Below are 19,716 nucleotides of genomic sequence, written 5' to 3' on the forward strand. Positions count from 1 at the left end.
AAACCGGACCGCGGCCCTTTGCCAGCCCGTCCGGCGTTTGAGGACAGCGCGCGCAGCGTGCTGCGGGGGTGCGGGGACGGAGCCCCTGCAGAAACGGTGAAAGGGCGGGGCTGGGGCACCCCCCGGGGCCGCAGCCCCGAGTCGAGAACCAAGCCGTGCACCCCCACACTGAGATAACCGCACCACCGCGTGGGAGAGGAGGTACGGCAGTGATACGCACAGCGACACGCACCGCGGCAAAAGCCGCAGCCCTACTCCTGGTAGCGACGACCCTGGCCGCCCCGGCGGCCGCCGCCCCTGCCGCCGCCGCCCCGCGCCCACCGCAAGCCGAGTGCCACACCCGCATCCGCAACTCCCACGCCACAGCGGACTGCTACAACGGCAACGCCACCTCCGACCGCGTCCAACTGCACCTCCGCTGCGCCCACTGGTGGGACCCGGCCATGGACACGGCCCCCGCGACCGTCGACCCCACCCGTCACGTCACCCTCTCGCAGCGCTGCTGGCTGCGCATACGCGAGGCATGGGTGAGTCACACCCCGGGCTGACCGCCATGATCGCCCCGCGACATGTACGGATGCTCACTCGCCTCCGCCGCCGCGGCCCCCGCGTCCCCGGCCCGGATCGCCTCGACCAGCCTCCCGTGATCGGTCAGTGCCCGGGGCCGGGGCTCGGCACCGACGTCCGCGCGCAGGAACTCCCGTACGACGAAGCCGAGATCGGCGTAGAGCGCGGCCAGCACCTCGTTGTGCGCGGCGGCGACGACGGCGGTGTGGAACGTGGCGTCGGCCTCGACGAACTCCTCCAGGTCCCCCGACCGCCACGCCTCCGCCCGCCGCTCCAGCAGAAGCTCCAGCTGGCTCAGGTCCGCGTCGGTCCGCCGCGTCGCGGCCAGCGCGGCGGCCTTGGTCTCCAGGGCGCTGCGCAGCTCGGCGACGTGCCGTGGATCGGCCCGGGCGAAGCGCCGGCTCATCACCGCGGCGAGTTCGCTGGTGGCGACGACGTACGTGCCGGAGCCCTGCCGGATCGCGAGCAGCCCGTTGTGCGCGAGGGCGCGCACGGCTTCCCGGACGGTGTTGCGGGCGACCCCGAGCCGTTCGACGAGCTCCGGCTCGGTGGGGATGCGGGAGCCGACCGGCCACTCACCGGAAGTGATCTGGGTCCGCAGTTGTGTGATGACCTGATCGACCAGGGGAGCCTTGTGGGGCGAGGTCAGCGGCATGGCACTCCATTCATCCCATGATTCTATGATTGGCTGTATGACAGGCGCAGCAGCGGGCAAGGAGCCCACGACGGCCACGGCCTCCGACGGGACCCCCTACTCCGACGGGACGGCCCACCGCATCGTGACAGGGACCGCGCGGCCGGCCGGCTCGCCCTGGCCGCGGCGGTTCCTCGCCCTCGGCCTGGTGCTGGCGGCCCTCAACCTCCGGCCGGCCGTCACCAGCCTCGGCTCCCTCATGGAGGAGGTGCGGGACGGGCTTGCCATGAACGGCACCGTCGCCGGACTGCTCACCTCCATCCCCTCCCTCTGCTTCGCTGTCCTCGGCCCCGCCGCCCCCCGGCTGGCCCGCCGCTGGGGCCCGGCGGCCGTCGTCTGCGCCGGCCTCGCGGCCATCGCCACCGGACTGGCGCTCCGCCCGTTCGTGGCCGGCGTCGGGGGATTCCTGCTGCTCAGCGCCTTGGCGCTGGCCGGTATCGCGGTGGGGAACGTGCTGATGCCGGTCGTCGTCAAGCGCTGGTTCCCGGACCGCGTCGGTCCGATGACCGGCCTGTACTCGATGGCCCTCACCGGCGGGGCGGCCGTCACCGTGGCCAGTACCGTGCCCCTGGCGGACGCGATGGGCGGCGGCTGGCGGCCGGGCCTCGCCGTGTGGGCGCTGCTCGCCGTCGCCGCCGCGCTGCCCTGGGCGGTCATCGCCCGCCGGCCGGGCGAACGGCCGAGACGCGCCGCGAAGGAGGCGCCGGCCACCGAACCCGCGCCGGAGGGCGCGGAGCGCGCCGGAACGACCGCCCCGAGCGCCGCTCCGAACACCACCCCGCACGGCGCGCATGCCCCTCGGAGCGCCGAAGCCACCGAAGCGCGCGCCCCGCGCATCACCAGCAGCCCCACCGCCTGGGCCCTGGCGGTCTTCTTCGGCCTCCAGGCCACCGGCGCGTACATCACCATGGGCTGGATGCCCCAGATCTTCCGCGACGCGGGCGTCTCGGCCTCGACCGCCGGACTGCTGGCGGCGGTGACGATGCTGATGGGCGTCCCGTTCTCCTTCCTGCTGCCGCGCCTCGCGGCCCGGATGCGGAACCAGGGCCCCCTGGTCGTGGCGCTGGTCGCCTGCGGTCTGGCGGGGTACACCGGGCTGTGGCTCGCCCCGGTGGGCGGCTCCTGGGCCTGGGCGGTGCTGCTCGGCATCGCCAACAGCTCCTTCCCCCTGGCCCTGACGATGATCGGGATGCGCGCGCGGACCGGCGCCGGTGTCGTCCGGCTGTCCGCCTTCGCCCAGAGCGTCGGATACCTGATCTCCATTCCCGGGCCGCTGCTGGTGGGCCGGCTCTACCAGCAGACCGGCGGCTGGGGACTGCCGATCGCCCTGCTGGCCGCGCTGATGGTCCCGCAGGCCGTCGCGGGGGTGCTGGCCGGCCGCAACCGGAGCGTCGAGGACGAGTTCCGGCTCCGCTGATTCGGGCCTGCTGGTCCGCGTCTGCCGATCCGCGTCTGCCGATCCGGGCCCGCTGGTCCGCGTCCGCTGGTCCGCGTCCGCTGGTCCGGGTCTGCTGGGCTGCGTCCGCTGGTCCGGGGGCCGCTGATTCGGCCTGCCGATCCGACGCCGGCCGGCCCGCCGCCCGGCGGTGGCGCGCCACGCCCGACCCCGGTGCCCGGCCGGGGATGGCGGCTGCGACACTGGTGCCATGCCCGTCCTCGAACCCAACCCCCAGAACGGCCAGAAGACGCTTCTGGCCATCCTCGGCGTGATGCTCGGCATCACCGTCGTCATCGGCATCATCGCGACGATGGCCGCGGGCTGATCACTCGCTGATCGCTGATCGCTGATCGCTGACCGATCACCGACTGATCGCTGACCGACACCGGCTGACCATCGTCTGATCGACGCCCGACCGTCGGCCGGCCCCGGCCGGCCGACGCGCCTCCCCCTCTCCTCCGCCCGACCCCGGGGGTGGGGTTAACCCCCGTCCCCTAGGGGGTCTGCCTCAGGGAAGAGTGGGTGGCTTCCCGGATGGGAACTCAGGGGTCCCGCTCCGTAGATTCGAAGTGCACCGCGAAGCGGCGGTGCACCGAGGCATCCACGGAGGAGACCATGCCCGCCGGCAGGCACACCCGCACCCGAGGCACCGCGCAGACCCGCCTGCCGTGGTGGGCCGCGGTCCTGCCCGCCCTGGCCTTCGTCGTCCTCTTCGCCCTGCCGGCCCTCCCCGTTCCGGAGGCGTCCGCGGCCCCGGCGGCGGAGGGCGACGGAACGGCGTCCCAGAGCCCCGTCGCGCAGGTCGTCCGCGTCGTCCGGCACACCCTGGACGGCTGGATATCGTGAAGCGTTACCCCGAGGAGGGCAAGCCTCCCAACACCCCGCGCCTCACGGCTGGTTTCATGCGAAGCTGGACGGCATGAGCGCCGACATGACCCGCAGGATCGTCCTCTTCCGCCACGCCAAGGCCGAATGGTCCGACGTCGACGACCACGAGCGACCGCTCGCCGACCGCGGGCGCAAGGACGCTCCCGTCGCGGGCCGCTGGCTCGCCGGCTCGGGTGTCGTCCCCGATCTGACCCTGTGCTCGACAGCGGCCCGCACCCGCGAGACCTGGAAGCTCGCCGTCTCCGAGCTGCCCCAGCGCCCCCGGACGGTGTACGAGGAGCGGCTCTACGAGGCATCGCTCGGTGAGCTGATCGCCCTGCTCAACGAGGTGTCCGACGAGGTGGGCGACCTCGTCGTCGTGGGGCACAACCCGGGTATGCACGCCCTGGCGGACGCCTTGTCGGGCGAGGCCGACGGGGACCTGCTGGCCCGGCTGAACCGCTCGGGGTACCCCACTTCGGCCATCGCGGTGATCAGCTTCACCGGTTCGTGGAAGAGCGTCGAACACGGGGTCGGCCGACTGGTCGCCTTCTGGGCGCCGCACGCCTGACGAGCGGCCGGGCGGAGCCCGGACGGCGCGGGCCGAGCCGGTGCCGTGGCTGGTGATCCAGTGATCCCACGGCCCGGCGGCGCGGTGACCGACGGCCCGTGCCGGCGCGTCCATGGACGCCGGCGAGCGCGGGCATCGGCGGGGCACCGGCGCGGCGGGGGAGCGGACCGGCGGGGACCGGACCGGGTGGCGCGCCGGCGTCACGCGCGCCGGTGTCACTCGTGCGTGTTGGCCGCCTCGACCTCTTCACGGGTGACGCCCAGCAGATACAGCACCGTGTCCAGGAATGGCACGTTCACCGCCGTGTGCGCCGCCTCCCGGACCACCGGCTTGGCGTTGAACGCGACGCCCAGGCCGGCCGCGTTGAGCATGTCGAGGTCGTTGGCGCCGTCGCCGATCGCCACCGTCTGGGAGAGCGGCACCCCGGCCTCGGCGGCGAACCGGCGCAGCAGCCGCGCCTTGCCCGCCCGGTCCACGATCTCGCCGGTGACCCGGCCGGTCAGTCTGCCGTCCACGATCTCCAGGGTGTTGGCCGAGGCGAAGTCCAGCCCCAGCCGCTCCCGCAGGTCGTCGGTGACCTGGGTGAACCCCCCGGACACCACGCCCACCTGGAAGCCCAGCCGCTTCAGGGTGCGGATCAGGGTCCGGGCGCCGGGCGTCAGCCGCACCTCCGCGCGGACCTTGTCCACCACCGACTCGGGCAGCCCCTCCAGGAGCGCCACCCGCGCGTGCAACGACTGTTCGAAGTCCAGCTCGCCGCGCATCGCCCGGGCGGTCACCTCGGCCACCTCGGCCTCACAGCCCGCGTGGGCCGCGAACAGCTCGATGACCTCGTCCTGGATCAGCGTCGAGTCGACGTCCATCACCACCAGGCGCTGCGCCCGGCGCTGCAACCCGGCGGCCACGACGGCGACGTCCACCCCGAGCTTCGCGGCCTCTATCGCCAGCGCGGTGCGCAGCGCCTCCGTCCCGGCGCCGGAGACCGCGAACTCCACGGCCGTCACGGGGTACTTGGCGAGGCGGAAGATACGGTCGATGTTGCCGCCGGTGCCCGTGATGCGGGCCGCGATGGCGGCCGTGGACTCCGCGGTGAGCGGGTGCCCCAGCACCGTGACATGGGAACGGCCCGTACCACGCGGCCTGTTGTCACCCCGGCCGGAGATGATCTCCGTCTGGAGGTGCATGGACTCGGCCCAGCTGTGCACCGTCGACCGCAGGCCGCCCTCGGCCGAGGCCCCTCCGGCGGGCGCGGTGACCAGCGCGCAGAGGGTGATCCGGCCCCGGGTGACGACCTGTTCGATGTCCACGACGTCGACCGCGTAGGCGGCGAGCGTGTCGAAGAGGCCGGCGGTGATGCCCGGCCGGTCCTTCCCGAAGATCTTGACGAGGAGGGTGGGCACGTCGTCACCGGCGGCGGGGGTGACGGGCGGGGGCAACGGTGCGCTCATGGTCCTTCTACCGTATCCGGTGCCCGTGAGGCGGTCGCAGGGGGAGGCGGACAGCGGGACGACTGTTCACCGCGCGGCTACCGGCGCGGCGGCCGGCCGTCCGGTCCCGGCCACCCCCGGGGTGCGGGCGGCGGAGGCGGCGGTGGCGGGGGCGGGCTCCCGTACGGACGGCGGGAACGCTCCTGCGGCGGCCCGGGCCGGGGACCGCGCCGCGCACTGGAGGACGGGCCGGAAGCGGGACCGGCCGCGGGGCCGGTCGAGGTGGTGGCCGAGGGGTCGACCCGGGGACCCGGGGGAGTGTCCGGGCGGGGCCCGGGCCCCGGGCGCAGATAGGGGTTGGTGTCATCCCGTGCCGGACGGTAGCCGGGCGACGGCCGGTGCGGCCCGGGCTCGTCCTCCCCGCCCCCACCGGCCGGACCGCCCCCGCCTCCACCGGCCGTACCGCCCGCGCCTCCGCCGGCTGGTCCACCGGCCGAGCGCCCCGCGCCTTCGCCCGCCGCCCCACCGGCCGGGTGCCCATACCCCGAGCCGCCGTATCCCGCGCCCGGCTGCCCCGCCCATCCCGGTACCGCCCCTCCAGGCCCCCACCCGTCCCTTCCTTCTCGTCCGTCTCGTCCTCCTCGTTCTTCCCGCGCATACGCCACGGCTCCCCGCCCCGCCGCCCCCGTGGCGCACGCGAGCAGCCCGCCCACCGTCCCGGCCGCCAGGCCCCACGCCGCCCCGAGGACCGCCGCGAGGAGCCCGTTCCCCCGCAGGTCGAGCCCGGCGCCGACCGCGTCGACGCCCAGCACCGACAGCCCGGCGTCCGCCTTCACCCGCGTCCCGAGGGCGAGCAGCGGCAGCGCAGCGGCCGTCACCGCGCCCAGCGCGAGGCCGCACCGCCCCGCGTACGCCACCGCGCTCCGCGCCCCCCGGGGGGTACGGACCGCCGTGAGCACCCCGGCCAGCAGCAGGGCCACCGCGCTCGCGACCGCCAGCAGCCACACCCGTCCGTCGTACTCCGCCAGCCGGCCCACCGTGACCGGCCGGTCGGTGCCCCCGGCCAGCAGATCGTCGAGCGGGGAGGGGAGCACCTCCGTCAGCGTCCCCGCGGCCCGGCCGTGCCAGGGGACGAACAGGCCGAGCGGCAGCCCGAGCCACACCCCGTTCGGCGCCCCGAGCAGCGCGCCGCCGGCCACCCGCCGGGGATGGTCGTCGCCGGCCGCGGCGACCAGCGCCGCGGCCCACCCGGCGGCGACGGCCAGGACGAGGACGCCGCACAGCGCCGAGGCCGCCGGCCGTACCGTCCGGTGGAGGGCGCCGGCACCGCGCGGCAGCGGGGCCCGGCGCGCGGCGAGCACGGCGATCAGCAGCACGGCCGCCACCCAGAACGCGCCGCCCAGCAGCGAGGGCCCGGTCCGTACCGAGAAGCCGACGTCCGCCTTGGCGTGGGCGAGGTCGGCCAGCCCCTGGGCGAGCCCCCCGCCGATGTCCCCGATGTCGCCGACACCGGGAATCTCCAGTTTCGGAAGGTTCGGGCCGCTCCGCTCCGCGTCGCCCAGGCCGAGCCCTTTGCCCTGGAAGGTGAGGGTGGACGAGCCGGCCCAGGCCAGCCCCCCGAGCAGCAGCAGGAACACCGAGGCCACCGCCCCGGCGCGCAAGGCGAGTTCACGGCCGCCGACCACCGGTCCCGCCGCCCGCAGCGACCGGGCGAACGACCAGCCGAGCACCAGCGCTCCCACCAGGCTCACGCCCAACGGCGTCAGCTCGATGGCGGTGTGCGCGGCGGCGCCCCGGATCCCGAACGCCTCCAGCGCTCCCGACGGCTCGACGGTCCCGCCGACCGCGAGGACGGTCACCGCGGCCGTCATCGGCCCCAGCTCCCCGGCCGCGTCCGCGCCGAGGAGGTGCAGCCCCAGCGCCGCCACCCCCGCCATGGCGAGGAACGCCCAGCCCACCCCCGCCACCGCGAAGATGATCATGTGGACGCCCCGAGCTGGGCACCGTCCGCTGGTGATGGTCATCACGGCCCCCCGGTCCGTCCCCGCCCCGGCCCCCGGCCCCGGGGGTGAGTGACTCCCGGGCGGCCGTGGGTGATTACCACTCTCCGGTGGTGTTTCCGGCCCGTCAACGGCGCTCGGAAAGCGGGGGGCGCCAATCCCCGACTTTCGATCGGGGGACTGTGCCTGAAATAGTTCCTCCCGATGTTCGCCATCCCTAGACTCCCTGTGCAGGGGGTACATCGGGGGACAAGTAGTGGGGCATGGAGTGCCTGAACTCGTACTGGAATTGAATGGACAGACCTGGACGCTCGATCCGTCCCGGTCGTACACCCTCGGACGCGATCCGCAGGGCGACATGGTGCTGGAGGACGCCAGGGTCTCGTGGCGCCACGCCATCGTCCGCTGGGACGGCCGCAGTTGGGTGCTCGAGGACCAGGGCAGCACCAACGGCACCTACGCGCAGGGGCAGCGGGTTCACCAGGTGGAGATCGGCCCCGGCTCGGTCGTCCACCTGGGCAACGCGACCGACGGTCCGCGGCTGAGCGCCGCCGGTACCGCCGGTGCCGCCGCGCCGCCCGCCGGCGACCTGTACAGCGCGCAGACCGCGCTGGCGGCCCAGCCCGGCCACGCGGCGCCGCAGCAGCAGGCCCCCGGCATGTGGCAGCAGCCCCCGCACGGCGGACCGCAGCAGTACCAGCAGCACCCGCAGTACCAGCAGCACCCGCAGCCCCACAGTGGCTGGCAGCAGCCGCAGGCCGCCGCCCAGGCGCCCTGGCAGCAGGCCCAGCACGCCCAGCAGCCCCAGCAGCCTCAGCACGCGCAGCACGGCCAACAGGTCCAGCAGCCACAGCAGGCGCAGCCGCACATCCCGCACCAGGCGTCCTCGCCGGAGCAGGGCCGGCCGCCCCAGGGCGCGGGGGCCGGCACCCCGCCCGTCTACGGCGACCGCAGCCCGACCACGTTCCACCAGCTGGCCCAGGGCCGGGTGATGCGCATCGGTCGTGCCCTGGAGAACGAGCTGGTCGTCGCCGACCTCCAGGTCTCCCGGTACCACGCCGAGTTCCGGGCCACCCCCGACGGCCGCTTCGAGATCGTCGACCTGGGCAGCCATAACGGCACCTACGTCAACGGCCAGCCGGTCCGCCAGCAGATCCTCGGCCCCCAGGACATCGTCGGCGTCGGCCACTCCACGTTCCGGCTCGTCGGCGACCGGCTGGAGGAGTTCGTCGACACCGGCGACGTCTCCTTCTCGGCCCGCCACCTGACCGTCACCGTGGACGGCGGCAAGCAGATCCTCAAGGACGTCTCCTTCGGCGTCCCCGAGAAGTCGCTGATCGCCGTCATCGGGCCGTCGGGCTCCGGCAAGTCCACCCTGCTCAAGGCGCTGACCGGCTACCGGCCCGCCAACCAGGGTGACGTCCTCTACGACAACCGGAACCTGTACAAGCAGTTCGCCGAGCTGCGGCAGCGCATCGGTCTGGTCCCGCAGGACGACATCCTGCACAAGGAGCTCACCGTCCGGAAGGCGCTCCGCTACGCCGCCAAGCTCCGCTTCCCCGGCGACACCGCGCCCGCCGAGCGCGAGGCCCGCATCGACGAGGTGCTCCGCGAGCTCAAGCTCGACATCCACAAGGACAAGAAGGTCACCTCCCTCTCCGGCGGCCAGCGCAAGCGCGTCTCCGTCGCCCTGGAGCTGCTCACCAAGCCGTCGCTGATCTTCCTGGACGAGCCCACCTCGGGCCTCGACCCGGGCATGGACCGCGACGTGATGCAGCTGCTGCGCGGCCTCGCCGACGACGGCCGTACGGTCCTGGTCGTCACCCACTCCGTCGCCGAGCTGGCCCTCTGCGACAAGCTGCTGGTCATGGCGCCCGGCGGTTCCGTCGCCTACTTCGGCCCGCCGGAGGAGGCGCTCAACTTCTTCGGCTACGAGACCTGGGCGGACGTCTTCTCGGCGTTCGAGAACTACCGCGACTACGACTGGGCGGGCCGCTGGAAGGGCTCGCAGCACTACCAGATGTACGCCGCGGACATCGACGCCGTCGCCCCGCAGTCGGTCCACGTCCAGCCGCAGATGGTCCGGCCGCACAAGGCCCAGAGCTGGGGCTCCCAGCTCTGGACGCTGATGCGCCGCTACGTCTCGGTCATCGCCTCCGACCGCGGCTTCATGGGCCTGATGCTCATCCTGCCCGCCGTCCTCGGCGGCGTGAGCTGTGTGATCCCGTCCGACTTCGGACTCTCGGCGCCCCCCAAGGGCCACAACCAGGACGCCGGCACGATCATGCTGATCCTCGCGGTCGGCATGTGCTTCTCCGGGGCCGCCAACTCCGTCCGTGAGCTCATCAAGGAACGGGTGATCTACGAACGGGAACGGGCGGTCGGCCTCTCCCGGTCCGCCTACCTGATGTCCAAGGTCATCGTGCTGGGCGCGATCACCGCGCTGCAGGGCGTCATCATCTGCGCCATCGGCTTCTCCGTCCGGAAGCTGCCCACCGAGGGCCTGATCCTCAAGGCGCTCCCGGCCGCCGAGCTCTGCCTGGTCATCATCGCGCTGGGCTTCACGTCGATGATGATCGGCCTGGTGATCTCCTCCCTGGTGAAGACCGCGGAGAAGACCATGCCGCTGCTGGTGATGTTCGCGATCGTCCAGGTCGTCTTCACCGGCATCATGTTCAAGGTCTACGACGCCCCGGGCGTCGAGCAGGTCGCGTGGCTGATGCCCTCCCGCTGGGCCATCGGCGCCGCGGGCGCCACCCTGGACCTCTCCCACCTCATGGCGCCCTTCGACAAGAACAACCCGAACAACCTCGACCCGCTCTGGGCGCACACCGTCTCGCAGTGGGGCATCGACCTGTTCGTCCTCCTCGCGCTCGGCGTCGCCTGCGGCTTCGCGGTCGCCCGGCTGCTGCGCCGGCACGAGCCCGAGGTCATGCGGAAGTAACGCGGAAACGGCCGGGCTCCGAATAGCCGGCCGAAAACAGACCGGCCGAAAACAGAAAAGCCGTCGCACATTGCGACGGCAAAAAGGGCGGTGACATCCGGAAACCCGGATGTCACCGCCCTTCTGTTTATGTCGTCAGCGACCGGCTCAGTAGGCCGAGTTGACGTTGTCCATCGAGCCGTAGACCGCGGCCGCGTAGTTGCAGGCAGCGGTGATGTTGGCGACCGGGTCGTAGATGTCCCAGGAGGTGCCGTCGACGTGGTACGCCTTGAAGGTCGGGTCGATCACCTGGAGCAGGCCCTTGGAGGGGATGCCCGCGGCGGCGTTCGAGTCCCAGTTGTTGATGGCCTGCGGGTTGCCCGTCGACTCCCGCATGATGTTGCGGTAGATGCCGTCGTAGGTGCCCGGGATGCCCTTGGCCTTCATGATGTCCAGGGCCTCGCGGATCCAGCCGTCGAGGTTGTTCGCGTAGGCCTTCGGGGCGGGGGCGGCGGTCTTGGCCGGCGCGGCGGGCGCGGCCTTGACCGGCTGGCGCGCGGCGGACCGGCTCGCGGCCTCCTTCTCGGCGCGCTCCTTCTCCGCCTTGGCCTTCGCCTCGGCGGCGGCCTTCTTCTTGGCCTCCGCCTCCGCGCGGGCCTGGCCCGCGGCGGTGTCGGACTGCTTCACCAGCTCGTCGCGCTGGGCGTCGGTGCCGAACGCCTTGGCGTTCCACGCGACGGGCTTCACGCCGATCGCGGCCTGCTGCTCACCCTCGGTGGAGCCGCTCGGGACGACGGCGAGCGCCACTGCCGCGACGCCGGCCGCGGCGATGCCCGCGGCGGAGAACTTGTGGACCTTGGTGAGACGGCTATAGCCGGAGACGGTGGAGCGCATGACTGTGCTGAACCTCTTCCAATCGCGTGAGTCGCAGTGGCCCGGATCGGCGCGGATGAAGCGCCGTTTCTCGATCTGCGGCGCCCTGCGACGGGGCAATTGTTAGCGGCCGCAAAATGCGCTGGCAAAGGTGTGACGTACTATCCGACTTCGTTGTCGGTACTACCGGCACGGGCCGCCGGAAAGGGTCCCGCGCCCGCTCAGCCCCCCTTTTACGGCGGTTTTACGTCTCCACTACCGGTTGTCGTAGGTGATGTGCGTCCTATGCGCGGCGTCACACCGAGCAGCGCTCCCTCACACTCGGTGTGACCGTCTCCGCACGGTGTGTACGAGGTTTTCAGACGCCCGTCCGGCGGGTTCCCGGCCGATCGGTCAAACCTCCACCAGCACCTGGTCCAGGCTCTTCCGCACCAGGTCCGGCACCTGGCAGTCGTCCGCCGGATACCCCACGGGGATCACCGCGAACGCCTTCTCGTTCACCGGCCGCCCCAGCACCTCCCCGAGGAACCGCATCGGACTCGGCGTGTGCACCAGCGCCGCCAGCCCCGACAGGTGCAGCGTCGACAGCAGCATCCCGACCGCGATGCCCACCGACTCGTCCACGTAGTAGTGCTTGCGCCGCTCCCCGTCCGGCCCCAGCCAGTACCGCTGCTGGAAGACCACGACCAGTGCCGGCGCGTCCGTCAGATGCGGCTTCACCTCGTCCGTGCCCAGCGGCCGCAGCGCCGCCAGCCACTCCTCGCCGAGCCGCCCGGCGTAGGAGACGCGCTCCTCCTCCTCGGCCGCCGCCCGGATCCGCGCCCGTACCTCCGGATCCTTGACCAGGACGAACGTCCACGGCTGCTGGTGCGCCCCGGACGGCGACGTGGCCGCGCACGCGATGGCGTCCCGCACCACGCGCTCCGGCACCGGATCGGCCGAGAACCGGCGCACGGTCCTGCGGTCCGCCATCCGCTCCCGCAGCTCCGCGGCGCGCGCGAGCGACTCCTCGGCGGGCATCCGCGCGGGCCGGTAGGGGACCGGCCGGTAGGGGTCGCCATGGGTGGGTGTCCACTGCACAGAGGTCGACATGGACCGAGTCTGGCGGGCGCAGGGCCCTCCGGCCTAGGCCCCGGGGCCCACCCGTCGGCCACCGGCGGTCCGATCCGCCGGCGGATCACCGCCGGTTACGGTGGGCCGCATGAGCCAAGGCCCCCGCTCCGGCCTGCCCGCCGTGAGCACCGCGATCCTCGCGATGAGCAGACACCTGGAAGTCCGCGACGTCCTCAAGACCATCGTCGTCTCCGCCCGCGAGCTGCTCGGTGCCCGGTACGCCGCCCTCGGGGTGCCGGACGACCACGGCGGCTTCGCCCAGTTCGTCGTCGACGGCATCAGCGAGGAGGAGTGGAAGGCCATCGGCCCGCTGCCCCGGCAGCACGGCATCCTCGCCGCGATGCTCCAGGAGAAGACCCCGCAGCGGCTGCCCGACGTCCGCGAGGACCCGCGTTTCGGCGGCTGGCCCGACGCCCACCCTGACATGTCCGACTTCATCGGCATGCCGATCGCCGACGGCGACGAGAACCTCGGCGTCCTCTTCCTCGCCAACAAAGTCGACAAAGGGGGGACGCGGAAGTGCCCCCCGGGCGGCTGCGCCTTCACCGACGAGGACGAGGAGCTCCTCTCCGTCCTCGCCCAGCACGCCGCCATCGCCCTGACCAACGCCCGCCTCTACGAGCGCAGCCGCGAGCTGACCATCGCCGGCGAGCGCGCCCGCCTCGCCCACGAGCTGCACGACGCCGTGGCGCAGAAGCTGTTCTCGCTGCGCCTCACCGCCCAGGCCGCCACCGCCCTGGTGGACCGCGACCCGGCCCGCGCCAAGGACGAGCTCCAGCAGGTCGCCCGGCTCGCCGCCGAGGCCACCGACGAGCTGCGCGCCGCCGTCGTCGAGCTGCGCCCGGCCGGACTGGACGAGGACGGGCTCGTCGCCACCCTGCGCACCCAGGTCAAGGTGCTCGACCGGGCGCACGCCGCGCACGTCTCCTTCGCCTCCCACGGGATGCGGGCCCTTCCGGCCGCCCAGGAGGAGGCGCTGCTGCGGGTCGCCCAGGAGGCGCTGCACAACGCGCTGCGCCACTCCGGGGCCGCGCACGTCGACGTCACCCTCGCCCGCCGCGGGCAGGGCGCCGTGCTGCGGGTGGCCGACGACGGAAGCGGATTCGACCCCTCCGCGGTCCGGCGGGCCGGCCGGCACCTCGGCCTGGTCTCCATGCGCGACCGGGCCAACGGGGTCGGCGGCAGGCTGAACGTGGACTCGGAGCCCGGCGAGGGCACCGCGATCGAGATGGAGGTGCCCGGTGGCTGAAGAGACCAGGCCGGGGAAACAGGGGACCGCGAGCGGCCGGACGATCCGGGTGCTGCTGGTCGACGACCACCAGGTGGTCCGCAAGGGGCTGCGCACCTTCCTGGAGATCCAGGACGACATCGAGGTCGTCGGGGAGGCCGGTGACGGCGCCGAGGGCGTGGCGCGGGCCGAGGAGCTGCACCCGGACGTGATCCTCATGGACGTGAAGATGCCCGGCATGGACGGCATCGAGGCGCTGCGCAGGCTGCGCGCCCTGGAGAGCCCGGCCCGGGTGCTGGTCGTCACCAGCTTCACCGAGCAGCGCACGGTGATCCCGGCGCTGAAGGCCGGCGCGGCCGGCTATGTGTACAAGGACGTGGACCCGGACGCGCTCGCCGGGGCCATCCGGTCCGTGCACGCCGGGCACGTCCTCCTCCAGTCGGAGGTGGCGGGGGCGCTGCTGGCGCAGGACGACACGGGCGGCACCCAGGGCCGGGGCAACGCGCTGACCGAGCGGGAGCGGGAGGTCCTCGCCCTGATCGCCGACGGCCGGTCCAACCGGGAGATCGCGCGGGCGCTGGTGCTGTCGGAGAAGACGGTCAAGACGCACGTCTCCAACATCCTGATGAAGCTCGACCTCGCCGACCGCACCCAGGCGGCTCTGTGGGCGGTCCGGCACGGCATCGGCGACTGACCGGGCCGTACCGACCGACCGGGCCGTACCGGGAGCGGTGCCGTCCACCGGAACGTCTCATTCCGGCCACCGATTCATGCGGTCGTGTGATTGTCGGGATACCCCAGAAACCCGACCGGTGGTGGCCCGTTCTCCATGACGTAGCCACGGCGGCTGGCCGTGGCAGCGTTCCAGGAAGGTCAGACGAAGAGTGAAGAACATGAAGAAGGCCGCTGCCGTCACGATCGCGGCCGGCGGTCTCGCCCTCGCCGGTGCCGGCATCGCGTCGGCCCACGGGGGAGCCCCGGCCGCCGGCGCCATCGCGAAGAACAACCCCGGCGTCGTCTCCGGCAACATCGTCCAGGTGCCGGTCACCGTCCCGGTGAACCTCTGCAGCAACACGGTCAACGTGCTCGGCTCGCTGAACCCCACCCACGGCAACGTCTGCGTCAACGAGTAGCCAACGGGTGACGGACGGCGCCGTTCCCGGCGCTTCCGGTCGGCCGGTCCCGCCGCGGCGGGACCGGCCGCGAAGGGTGATCAATCGTCCGAATGAGGGCAAACTCAACGATCGGCGTGCCGTCGGCGGAGTGGTGACGTTCATCAGGGCGCGACTCCGTCACCGGGGTCGCGAGGTCACCAGCAAAGGAAGCCACCCATGAACAGTGCCAAAAAGGCCGCCCTCGTTCTGGCCGCGGCAGGCGTATCCGTCGGCGCTTCTGTCGGCACCGCGGTCGCGCACGACAGCGACGGCGCCACCGCCCACGGCATCGCCAAGGGCTCGCCCGGCGTCATCTCGGGCAACGTCATCCAGATCCCCCTGGACGTCCCGATCAACGCCTGCGGCAACACGGTCGACATCCTGCTCGGGATCCTGAACCCGACGTTCGGGAACGTCTGCGTCGTCAAGTGACGCTCCGGAAGGCCCCGCGAACCGTACGGCTCGCGGGGCCTCCCCCTGTCCGGACCGCAACCGGTCCCTTCCGGGTCACGGCCGGTCCCCTCCGGACCGCCACCGGTCCCGCCCCGGCTACGGCCGGTCCCGCTCCCGTCGCTCCACCGGCGCGTTGTACGCCGCCACCAGGGCCCGCCGCGCCGTCCGCTCCACCGGCCGCAGCGCCGCCGCCCGGGCCGCGATCCCCGACGCGCTCATCGCGCCGCCGTGCTCATGGCTCCCCGCGTCCCCCGTCCCGTACGCCAGGGCGACCAGCGCGGCCACCCGCTGCGCGAGCTCCAGCACCCGGGCCGCGCGCTGCGGATATCCGGGGGCCAGGATCGCGCGGTCCCGTTCGGCCCGCGCCCGGTAGGCCTCCAGCGCGGCCCGGGCCACCGGGCCCGATCCCGCCACGTCGAGCCGCGTCAGCACCTCCGTCGCCTCGCGCAGCGCCTCGGCCAGCTCCCGCTCCGCCTCGCCCAGCGACGGCACGTCGGCGGGCGGCGCGTCCCGTACCGGCGAGCAGCGCCAGACGACCTCCACGTGCAGATCGGCGGCGTCCGGCCCGGACCCCGCCGCCCGCACCTCGGGCACCAGTCCCACCCCCGCCTCCGGGGCCAGGACGGCCTCCTCCGCCTCCAGCGCGAGCGCGTTGAACTCCGGCGGCCCGCTCAGCCCCAGCGGATGTCCCGGCACCGGCAGCGCCAGCCGCAGCCCCGTGGCCCCCAGCGAGCGCAGCCGGCCCAGCGCGAGCGTCAGCCCCACCGGGCCGGACTCGCCCGGCAGACCGGTCACGCGGTGGATCGCGTCACTCCCTGTGATGTGGTGCGCAGCGTCATCAGGTGCGGCATAACCGGCAAGAAGGGCATTTCCCCAGGCGGTGAACCGCCCCGATCGATGTTCGTCGAGCATGGGCCCCAGCCTAGGGACCGGCGATGACGGCCGGTGGCGTAGGTTTTCCCTGGGGGCTGCGCCGACAGGCGCCAGCGACGACGAACTGCAATGGGAGACAACGCGCTCATGAGCGATGTGCTGGAACTGGTGGACGTATCCGTGGTCCGCGAGGGCCGGGCTCTGGTGGACCAGGTCTCCTGGTCGGTCAAGGAGGGGGAGCGCTGGGTCATCCTCGGCCCCAACGGCGCGGGCAAGACCACCCTCCTGAATGTCGCCTCCAGCTACCTGTTCCCGACCAAGGGCACCGCCCGCATCCTCGGCGAGAAGCTCGGCGCCGTGGACGTCTTCGAACTGCGCCCGCGCATCGGCATCGCCGGCATCGGCCTGGCCGACAAGCTGCCGCGCAGCCAGACCGTCCTGCAGACGGTGCTCACCGCCGCCTACGGCATGACGGCCACCTGGCACGAGGACTACGAGTCCGTCGACGAGCAGCGCGCCCGCGCCTTCCTCGACGTGCTCGGCATGACCGAGTACCTGGACCGCAAGTTCGGCACCCTCTCCGAGGGCGAGCGCAAGCGCACCCTCATCGCCCGCGCGATGATGATCGACCCCGAGCTGCTGATGCTGGACGAGCCCGCCGCGGGTCTCGACCTCGGCGGCCGCGAGGACCTGGTGCGCCGTCTCGGCCGGCTCGCCCGCGACCCGCTCGCGCCCTCGATGATCATGGTCACCCACCACGTCGAGGAGATCGCCCCCGGCTTCACCCACGTCCTGATGCTCCGTCAGGGCAAGGTGCTCGCCGCCGGCCCCATCGAGCTCGAACTCACCTCGCGCAACCTGTCGAAGTGCTTCGGCCTCCCGCTGGTCGTCGAGAGCCGCGGCGACCGCTGGACCGCCCACGGCCTGCCGCTCTCCTGACCCCGCCCACGCGCCCGGTCCCCCCTCCCGGGGGACCGAGGAGCCCTGTCGGTGACCCCGTCCGCGCGCCTACCATGACCATGTGAACACATGGGCGTGGTGGCTCGTGGCCGCCGTCGGTCTGGGAATCCCCCTGGTCGTCACCGCGATGCCGGAGTTCGGCATGCTGGCGATCGGGGCCGTCGCCGCTTCCGTCACCGACGCCCTGGGGGGCGGCACGGTGCTGCAGTTCGTCGTCTTCGCCGTCGTCTCCGTCGCCCTGATCGCCGTGGTCCGGCCGATCGCCAACCGGCAGCGCACCGGCCGCCCCGCCCACGCCTCCGGTGTGGAAGCCCTGAAAGGGCGCCAGGCCGTCGTCCTGGAACGGGTCGACGGCCGGGGCGGACGCATCAAGCTGGCGGGCGAGATCTGGTCGGCCCGCTCCCTCGACGGCGAGCGGACCTTTGAAGTGGGCGAGCAGGTGGACGTCGTCGACATCGACGGCGCGACGGCGGTGGTCATGTGAGACGCCCGCCCGGTGGGCCCGGTGCAGCCGCCGCGCCGGCAACGGCCGTACGCCCGGGGGCCGTCGGCGGTGGAGGGGGAGCGGCGATGTGATCGATCCCGGTCCGGCGCCTGCGCCGCACCGCCGGTTCTGACAGACTCCCCCAACACGCGGATCCCGTCCGAGCGACGGCCGGCCGACCCACGAGAAAGGCACGAGGAGCCACGACATGGCGATCATCATCGTCCTGATCATCCTGGTGGTGCTCGTCTTCATCGCCCTCATGAAGACGGTGCAGGTGATCCCACAGGCCAGCGCCGCCATCGTCGAGCGCTTCGGCCGCTACACCCGCACGCTCAACGCCGGCCTCAACATCGTCGTCCCGTTCATCGACTCGATCCGGAACCGCATCGACCTCCGCGAACAGGTCGTGCCGTTCCCCCCGCAGCCGGTCATCACCCAGGACAACCTCGTCGTCAACATCGACACCGTCATCTACTACCAGGTGACCGACGCGCGTGCCGCGACCTACGAGGTGTCCAGCTTCATCCAGGCCATCGAGCAGCTCACCGTCACCACCCTCCGCAACATCATCGGCGGCATGGACCTGGAACGGACCCTCACCTCCCGTGAGGAGATCAACGCGGCACTGCGCGGCGTCCTCGACGAGGCGACCGGCAAGTGGGGCATCCGCGTCAACCGCGTCGAGCTCAAGGCGATCGAACCGCCCACCTCCATCCAGGACTCGATGGAGAAGCAGATGCGCGCCGACCGGGACAAGCGCGCCGCCATCCTCACCGCCGAGGGCATCCGCCAGTCCCAGATCCTCACCGCCGAGGGCGAGAAGCAGTCCGCGATCCTCCGCGCCGAGGGCGAGGCCAAGGCCGCCGCGCTCCGCGCCGAGGGCGAGGCCCAGGCCATCCGCACGGTCTTCGAGTCCATCCACGCCGGCGACCCCGACGAGAAGCTGCTCTCCTACCAGTACCTCCAGATGCTCCCGAAGATCGCCGAAGGCGACGCCAACAAGCTCTGGATCGTGCCCAGCGAGATCGGCGACGCCCTCAAGGGCCTCAGCGGCGCCGTCGGTAACTTCGGCCCCATGGGCGGCGGCGGGGGCGGAAAGTCCGCCGGCACCAAGGAGAGCCCGCGCCGCGAACAGCCCCCGATCGACTGACCCGACGCGCCCCGCGCACGTCCCGCTTCCCGCACGGAACGGCCTCCCGCGATCATCGCTTTACCGGCCGTTCTCGTGCATGATCGGTGCGGCCCCCCGACCTCTGACGGCGGGGAGGCGTCTTACCGATCCTAAGGAGATGGCCTTGTCCATCTGGGAAGCACTCGCGGTCTTCGCGGCCGGCATAGGAGCCGGCACCATCAACGCCATCGTCGGCTCCGGAACCCTGTTCACCTTCCCGGTGCTCCTCGCCACCGGACTGCCGCCGGTCACCGCCAACGTCTCCAACACCCTCGGCCTCGTCACCGGCAACATCAGCGGCGCCGTCGGCTACCGCCGCGAACTCCGCGACCAGCGCGGCCGGATCGTCCGCTTCGGCCTCGTCGCCCTCGCCGGCGGGCTCACCGGAGCGGCCCTGCTGCTCACCCTGCCGTCCAAGGCCTTCGACGCGATCGTCCCCGCCCTCATCGCCCTGGCGCTGGTCCTCGTCGTCCTCCAGCCCCGCCTCGCCCGCGCCCTCGCCCGCCGCCGCGAACGCACCGGCACCCGGCCGCACGCCGACGGCGGCGTGGCCCTCCTCCTCGGCCTGCTCCTCGCCAGCGCCTACGGCGGATACTTCGGCGCGGCCCAGGGCGTCCTCTACCTCTCCCTGATGGGCCTGCTCCTCGACGACGACCTCCAGCGCGTCAACGCGCTCAAGAACGTCCTCGGCGTCGTCGTCAACGGCGTCGCCGCCCTCTTCTTCCTCTTCGTCGCCCACATCGACTGGACGGCCGTCGTGCTGATCGCCGTCAGCTCCACCCTGGGCGGCCAGCTGGGCGCCCGCGTCGCCCGCCGCCTGAAGCCGCAGATGCTGCGCGGCGTCATCGTGGTGGTGGGCGTCGTCGCCATCGCGCAGCTGCTGCTGCGCAAGTAGGGGGCCCACCGCGCGGCAAGAC

The 19,716-nt window shown here is 72.8% G+C and carries 20 protein-coding genes; 14 read left to right on the forward strand and 6 right to left on the reverse strand.

What is annotated here, in order from left to right; genetic code table 11:
- Window positions 1-209: 209 nt before the first annotated feature.
- Window positions 210-548: a hypothetical protein gene (locus K7I03_RS25955; protein ID WP_224347217.1), complete on the forward strand. Its 339-nt coding sequence runs from the start codon at window positions 210-212 to the stop codon at window positions 546-548.
- Here K7I03_RS25955 and K7I03_RS25960 read toward each other — a convergent pair.
- A complete protein-coding gene (locus K7I03_RS25960) occupies window positions 533-1,222 on the reverse strand; it encodes a FadR/GntR family transcriptional regulator (protein ID WP_185945802.1) in 690 nt (229 codons plus the stop codon). The genes K7I03_RS25955 and K7I03_RS25960 overlap by 16 nt on opposite strands.
- A 37-nt stretch (window positions 1,223-1,259) precedes the next feature.
- Here K7I03_RS25960 and K7I03_RS25965 point away from each other — a divergent pair, with 37 nt between their 5' ends.
- The 4 genes from K7I03_RS25965 (at window position 1,260) to K7I03_RS25975 (ending at window position 4,137) form a co-directional block, all read left to right on the forward strand.
- Window positions 1,260-2,678 carry a CynX/NimT family MFS transporter gene (locus tag K7I03_RS25965; RefSeq protein ID WP_224347218.1) on the forward strand — a complete coding sequence of 473 codons (1,419 nt, stop codon included), beginning with the start codon at window positions 1,260-1,262 and terminating at the stop codon, window positions 2,676-2,678.
- Window positions 2,679-2,907: 229 nt separating this feature from the next.
- Window positions 2,908-3,024: an SGM_5486 family transporter-associated protein gene (locus tag K7I03_RS33910; protein WP_260630447.1), complete on the forward strand. Its 117-nt coding sequence runs from the start codon at window positions 2,908-2,910 to the stop codon at window positions 3,022-3,024.
- Window positions 3,025-3,314: 290 nt separating this feature from the next.
- Window positions 3,315-3,545, forward strand: a complete 231-nt coding sequence (locus tag K7I03_RS25970; protein ID WP_185945845.1) for a hypothetical protein — start codon at window positions 3,315-3,317, stop codon at window positions 3,543-3,545.
- A 73-nt stretch (window positions 3,546-3,618) separates the two neighbouring features.
- Window positions 3,619-4,137: a SixA phosphatase family protein gene (locus K7I03_RS25975; RefSeq protein ID WP_185945801.1), complete on the forward strand. Its 519-nt coding sequence runs from the start codon at window positions 3,619-3,621 to the stop codon at window positions 4,135-4,137.
- Window positions 4,138-4,352: 215 nt separating this feature from the next.
- Here the strand turns inward: K7I03_RS25975 and serB are convergent, their stop codons facing one another.
- Both serB and K7I03_RS25985 read right to left on the reverse strand, forming a co-directional pair.
- Window positions 4,353-5,585, reverse strand: a complete 1,233-nt coding sequence (gene serB, locus K7I03_RS25980; RefSeq protein WP_185945800.1) for a phosphoserine phosphatase SerB — start codon at window positions 5,583-5,585, stop codon at window positions 4,353-4,355.
- Between the two features lie 77 nt (window positions 5,586-5,662).
- On the reverse strand, window positions 5,663-7,588 hold the full coding sequence (locus K7I03_RS25985) for a streptophobe family protein (RefSeq protein ID WP_185945799.1): 1,926 nt from the start codon (window positions 7,586-7,588) through the stop codon (window positions 5,663-5,665).
- Window positions 7,589-7,820: 232 nt separating this feature from the next.
- Here K7I03_RS25985 and K7I03_RS25990 point away from each other — a divergent pair, with 232 nt between their 5' ends.
- Window positions 7,821-10,508 carry an ABC transporter ATP-binding protein/permease gene (locus K7I03_RS25990; RefSeq protein ID WP_185945798.1) on the forward strand — a complete coding sequence of 896 codons (2,688 nt, stop codon included), beginning with the start codon at window positions 7,821-7,823 and terminating at the stop codon, window positions 10,506-10,508.
- 147 nt (window positions 10,509-10,655) lie between these two features.
- Here K7I03_RS25990 and K7I03_RS25995 read toward each other — a convergent pair whose 3' ends face one another.
- Together K7I03_RS25995 and K7I03_RS26000 are read right to left on the reverse strand one after the other, a co-directional pair.
- Complete coding sequence (locus K7I03_RS25995; protein ID WP_185945797.1) at window positions 10,656-11,381, reverse strand: transglycosylase SLT domain-containing protein; 726 nt, start codon at window positions 11,379-11,381, stop codon at window positions 10,656-10,658.
- Between the two features lie 372 nt (window positions 11,382-11,753).
- Window positions 11,754-12,452 carry a nitroreductase family protein gene (locus K7I03_RS26000; RefSeq protein WP_185945796.1) on the reverse strand — a complete coding sequence of 233 codons (699 nt, stop codon included), beginning with the start codon at window positions 12,450-12,452 and terminating at the stop codon, window positions 11,754-11,756.
- Between the two features lie 109 nt (window positions 12,453-12,561).
- Here K7I03_RS26000 and K7I03_RS26005 point away from each other — a divergent pair, with 109 nt between their 5' ends.
- From K7I03_RS26005 to K7I03_RS26020, 4 genes are all read left to right on the forward strand, one after another.
- A complete protein-coding gene (locus K7I03_RS26005) occupies window positions 12,562-13,722 on the forward strand; it encodes a GAF domain-containing sensor histidine kinase (protein WP_185945795.1) in 1,161 nt (386 codons plus the stop codon).
- Window positions 13,715-14,395, forward strand: a complete 681-nt coding sequence (locus K7I03_RS26010; RefSeq protein WP_185945794.1) for a response regulator — start codon at window positions 13,715-13,717, stop codon at window positions 14,393-14,395. Before K7I03_RS26005 ends, K7I03_RS26010 begins: the two co-directional genes overlap by 8 nt.
- A gap of 190 nt (window positions 14,396-14,585) precedes the next feature.
- Window positions 14,586-14,834: a chaplin gene (locus tag K7I03_RS26015; RefSeq protein ID WP_185945793.1), complete on the forward strand. Its 249-nt coding sequence runs from the start codon at window positions 14,586-14,588 to the stop codon at window positions 14,832-14,834.
- 198 nt (window positions 14,835-15,032) lie between these two features.
- Complete coding sequence (locus tag K7I03_RS26020) at window positions 15,033-15,287, forward strand: chaplin (protein WP_185945792.1); 255 nt, start codon at window positions 15,033-15,035, stop codon at window positions 15,285-15,287.
- A 117-nt stretch (window positions 15,288-15,404) separates the two neighbouring features.
- Here K7I03_RS26020 and K7I03_RS26025 read toward each other — a convergent pair whose 3' ends face one another.
- On the reverse strand, window positions 15,405-16,220 hold the full coding sequence (locus K7I03_RS26025) for a hypothetical protein (RefSeq protein ID WP_185945791.1): 816 nt from the start codon (window positions 16,218-16,220) through the stop codon (window positions 15,405-15,407).
- Between the two features lie 90 nt (window positions 16,221-16,310).
- Here K7I03_RS26025 and K7I03_RS26030 point away from each other — a divergent pair, with 90 nt between their 5' ends.
- From K7I03_RS26030 to K7I03_RS26045, 4 genes are all read left to right on the forward strand, one after another.
- Window positions 16,311-17,120 carry an ABC transporter ATP-binding protein gene (locus tag K7I03_RS26030; protein WP_040892738.1) on the forward strand — a complete coding sequence of 270 codons (810 nt, stop codon included), beginning with the start codon at window positions 16,311-16,313 and terminating at the stop codon, window positions 17,118-17,120.
- Between the two features lie 82 nt (window positions 17,121-17,202).
- Window positions 17,203-17,625, forward strand: a complete 423-nt coding sequence (locus tag K7I03_RS26035; protein ID WP_224347219.1) for an NfeD family protein — start codon at window positions 17,203-17,205, stop codon at window positions 17,623-17,625.
- Window positions 17,626-17,833: 208 nt separating this feature from the next.
- On the forward strand, window positions 17,834-18,778 hold the full coding sequence (locus tag K7I03_RS26040; protein WP_185945790.1) for an SPFH domain-containing protein: 945 nt from the start codon (window positions 17,834-17,836) through the stop codon (window positions 18,776-18,778).
- 139 nt (window positions 18,779-18,917) lie between these two features.
- Window positions 18,918-19,694, forward strand: coding sequence for a sulfite exporter TauE/SafE family protein (locus K7I03_RS26045; RefSeq protein WP_185945789.1), 777 nt, complete (start codon window positions 18,918-18,920; stop codon window positions 19,692-19,694).
- Window positions 19,695-19,716: the final 22 nt, after the last annotated feature.

This window comes from Streptomyces mobaraensis, assembly GCF_020099395.1.
In the GTDB taxonomy this organism is placed as follows: Bacteria; Actinomycetota; Actinomycetes; order Streptomycetales; family Streptomycetaceae; genus Streptomyces.

Coding starts and splice junctions, on each gene's coding strand:
- serB (WP_185945800.1), bottom strand. CDS start 5,585: ATGAGCGCACCGTTGCCCCCGCCCGTCACCCCCGCCGCCGGTGACGAC.
- K7I03_RS25960 (WP_185945802.1), bottom strand. CDS start 1,222: ATGCCGCTGACCTCGCCCCACAAGGCTCCCCTGGTCGATCAGGTCATC.
- K7I03_RS26000 (WP_185945796.1), bottom strand. CDS start 12,452: ATGTCGACCTCTGTGCAGTGGACACCCACCCATGGCGACCCCTACCGG.
- K7I03_RS25965 (WP_224347218.1), top strand. CDS start 1,260: ATGACAGGCGCAGCAGCGGGCAAGGAGCCCACGACGGCCACGGCCTCC.
- K7I03_RS26030 (WP_040892738.1), top strand. CDS start 16,311: ATGGGAGACAACGCGCTCATGAGCGATGTGCTGGAACTGGTGGACGTA.
- K7I03_RS26020 (WP_185945792.1), top strand. CDS start 15,033: ATGAACAGTGCCAAAAAGGCCGCCCTCGTTCTGGCCGCGGCAGGCGTA.
- K7I03_RS25985 (WP_185945799.1), bottom strand. CDS start 7,588: ATGACCATCACCAGCGGACGGTGCCCAGCTCGGGGCGTCCACATGATC.
- K7I03_RS26040 (WP_185945790.1), top strand. CDS start 17,834: ATGGCGATCATCATCGTCCTGATCATCCTGGTGGTGCTCGTCTTCATC.
- K7I03_RS26025 (WP_185945791.1), bottom strand. CDS start 16,220: ATGCTCGACGAACATCGATCGGGGCGGTTCACCGCCTGGGGAAATGCC.
- K7I03_RS33910 (WP_260630447.1), top strand. CDS start 2,908: ATGCCCGTCCTCGAACCCAACCCCCAGAACGGCCAGAAGACGCTTCTG.
- K7I03_RS25970 (WP_185945845.1), top strand. CDS start 3,315: ATGCCCGCCGGCAGGCACACCCGCACCCGAGGCACCGCGCAGACCCGC.
- K7I03_RS26005 (WP_185945795.1), top strand. CDS start 12,562: ATGAGCCAAGGCCCCCGCTCCGGCCTGCCCGCCGTGAGCACCGCGATC.
- K7I03_RS26045 (WP_185945789.1), top strand. CDS start 18,918: ATGGCCTTGTCCATCTGGGAAGCACTCGCGGTCTTCGCGGCCGGCATA.
- K7I03_RS25975 (WP_185945801.1), top strand. CDS start 3,619: ATGAGCGCCGACATGACCCGCAGGATCGTCCTCTTCCGCCACGCCAAG.
- K7I03_RS25995 (WP_185945797.1), bottom strand. CDS start 11,381: ATGCGCTCCACCGTCTCCGGCTATAGCCGTCTCACCAAGGTCCACAAG.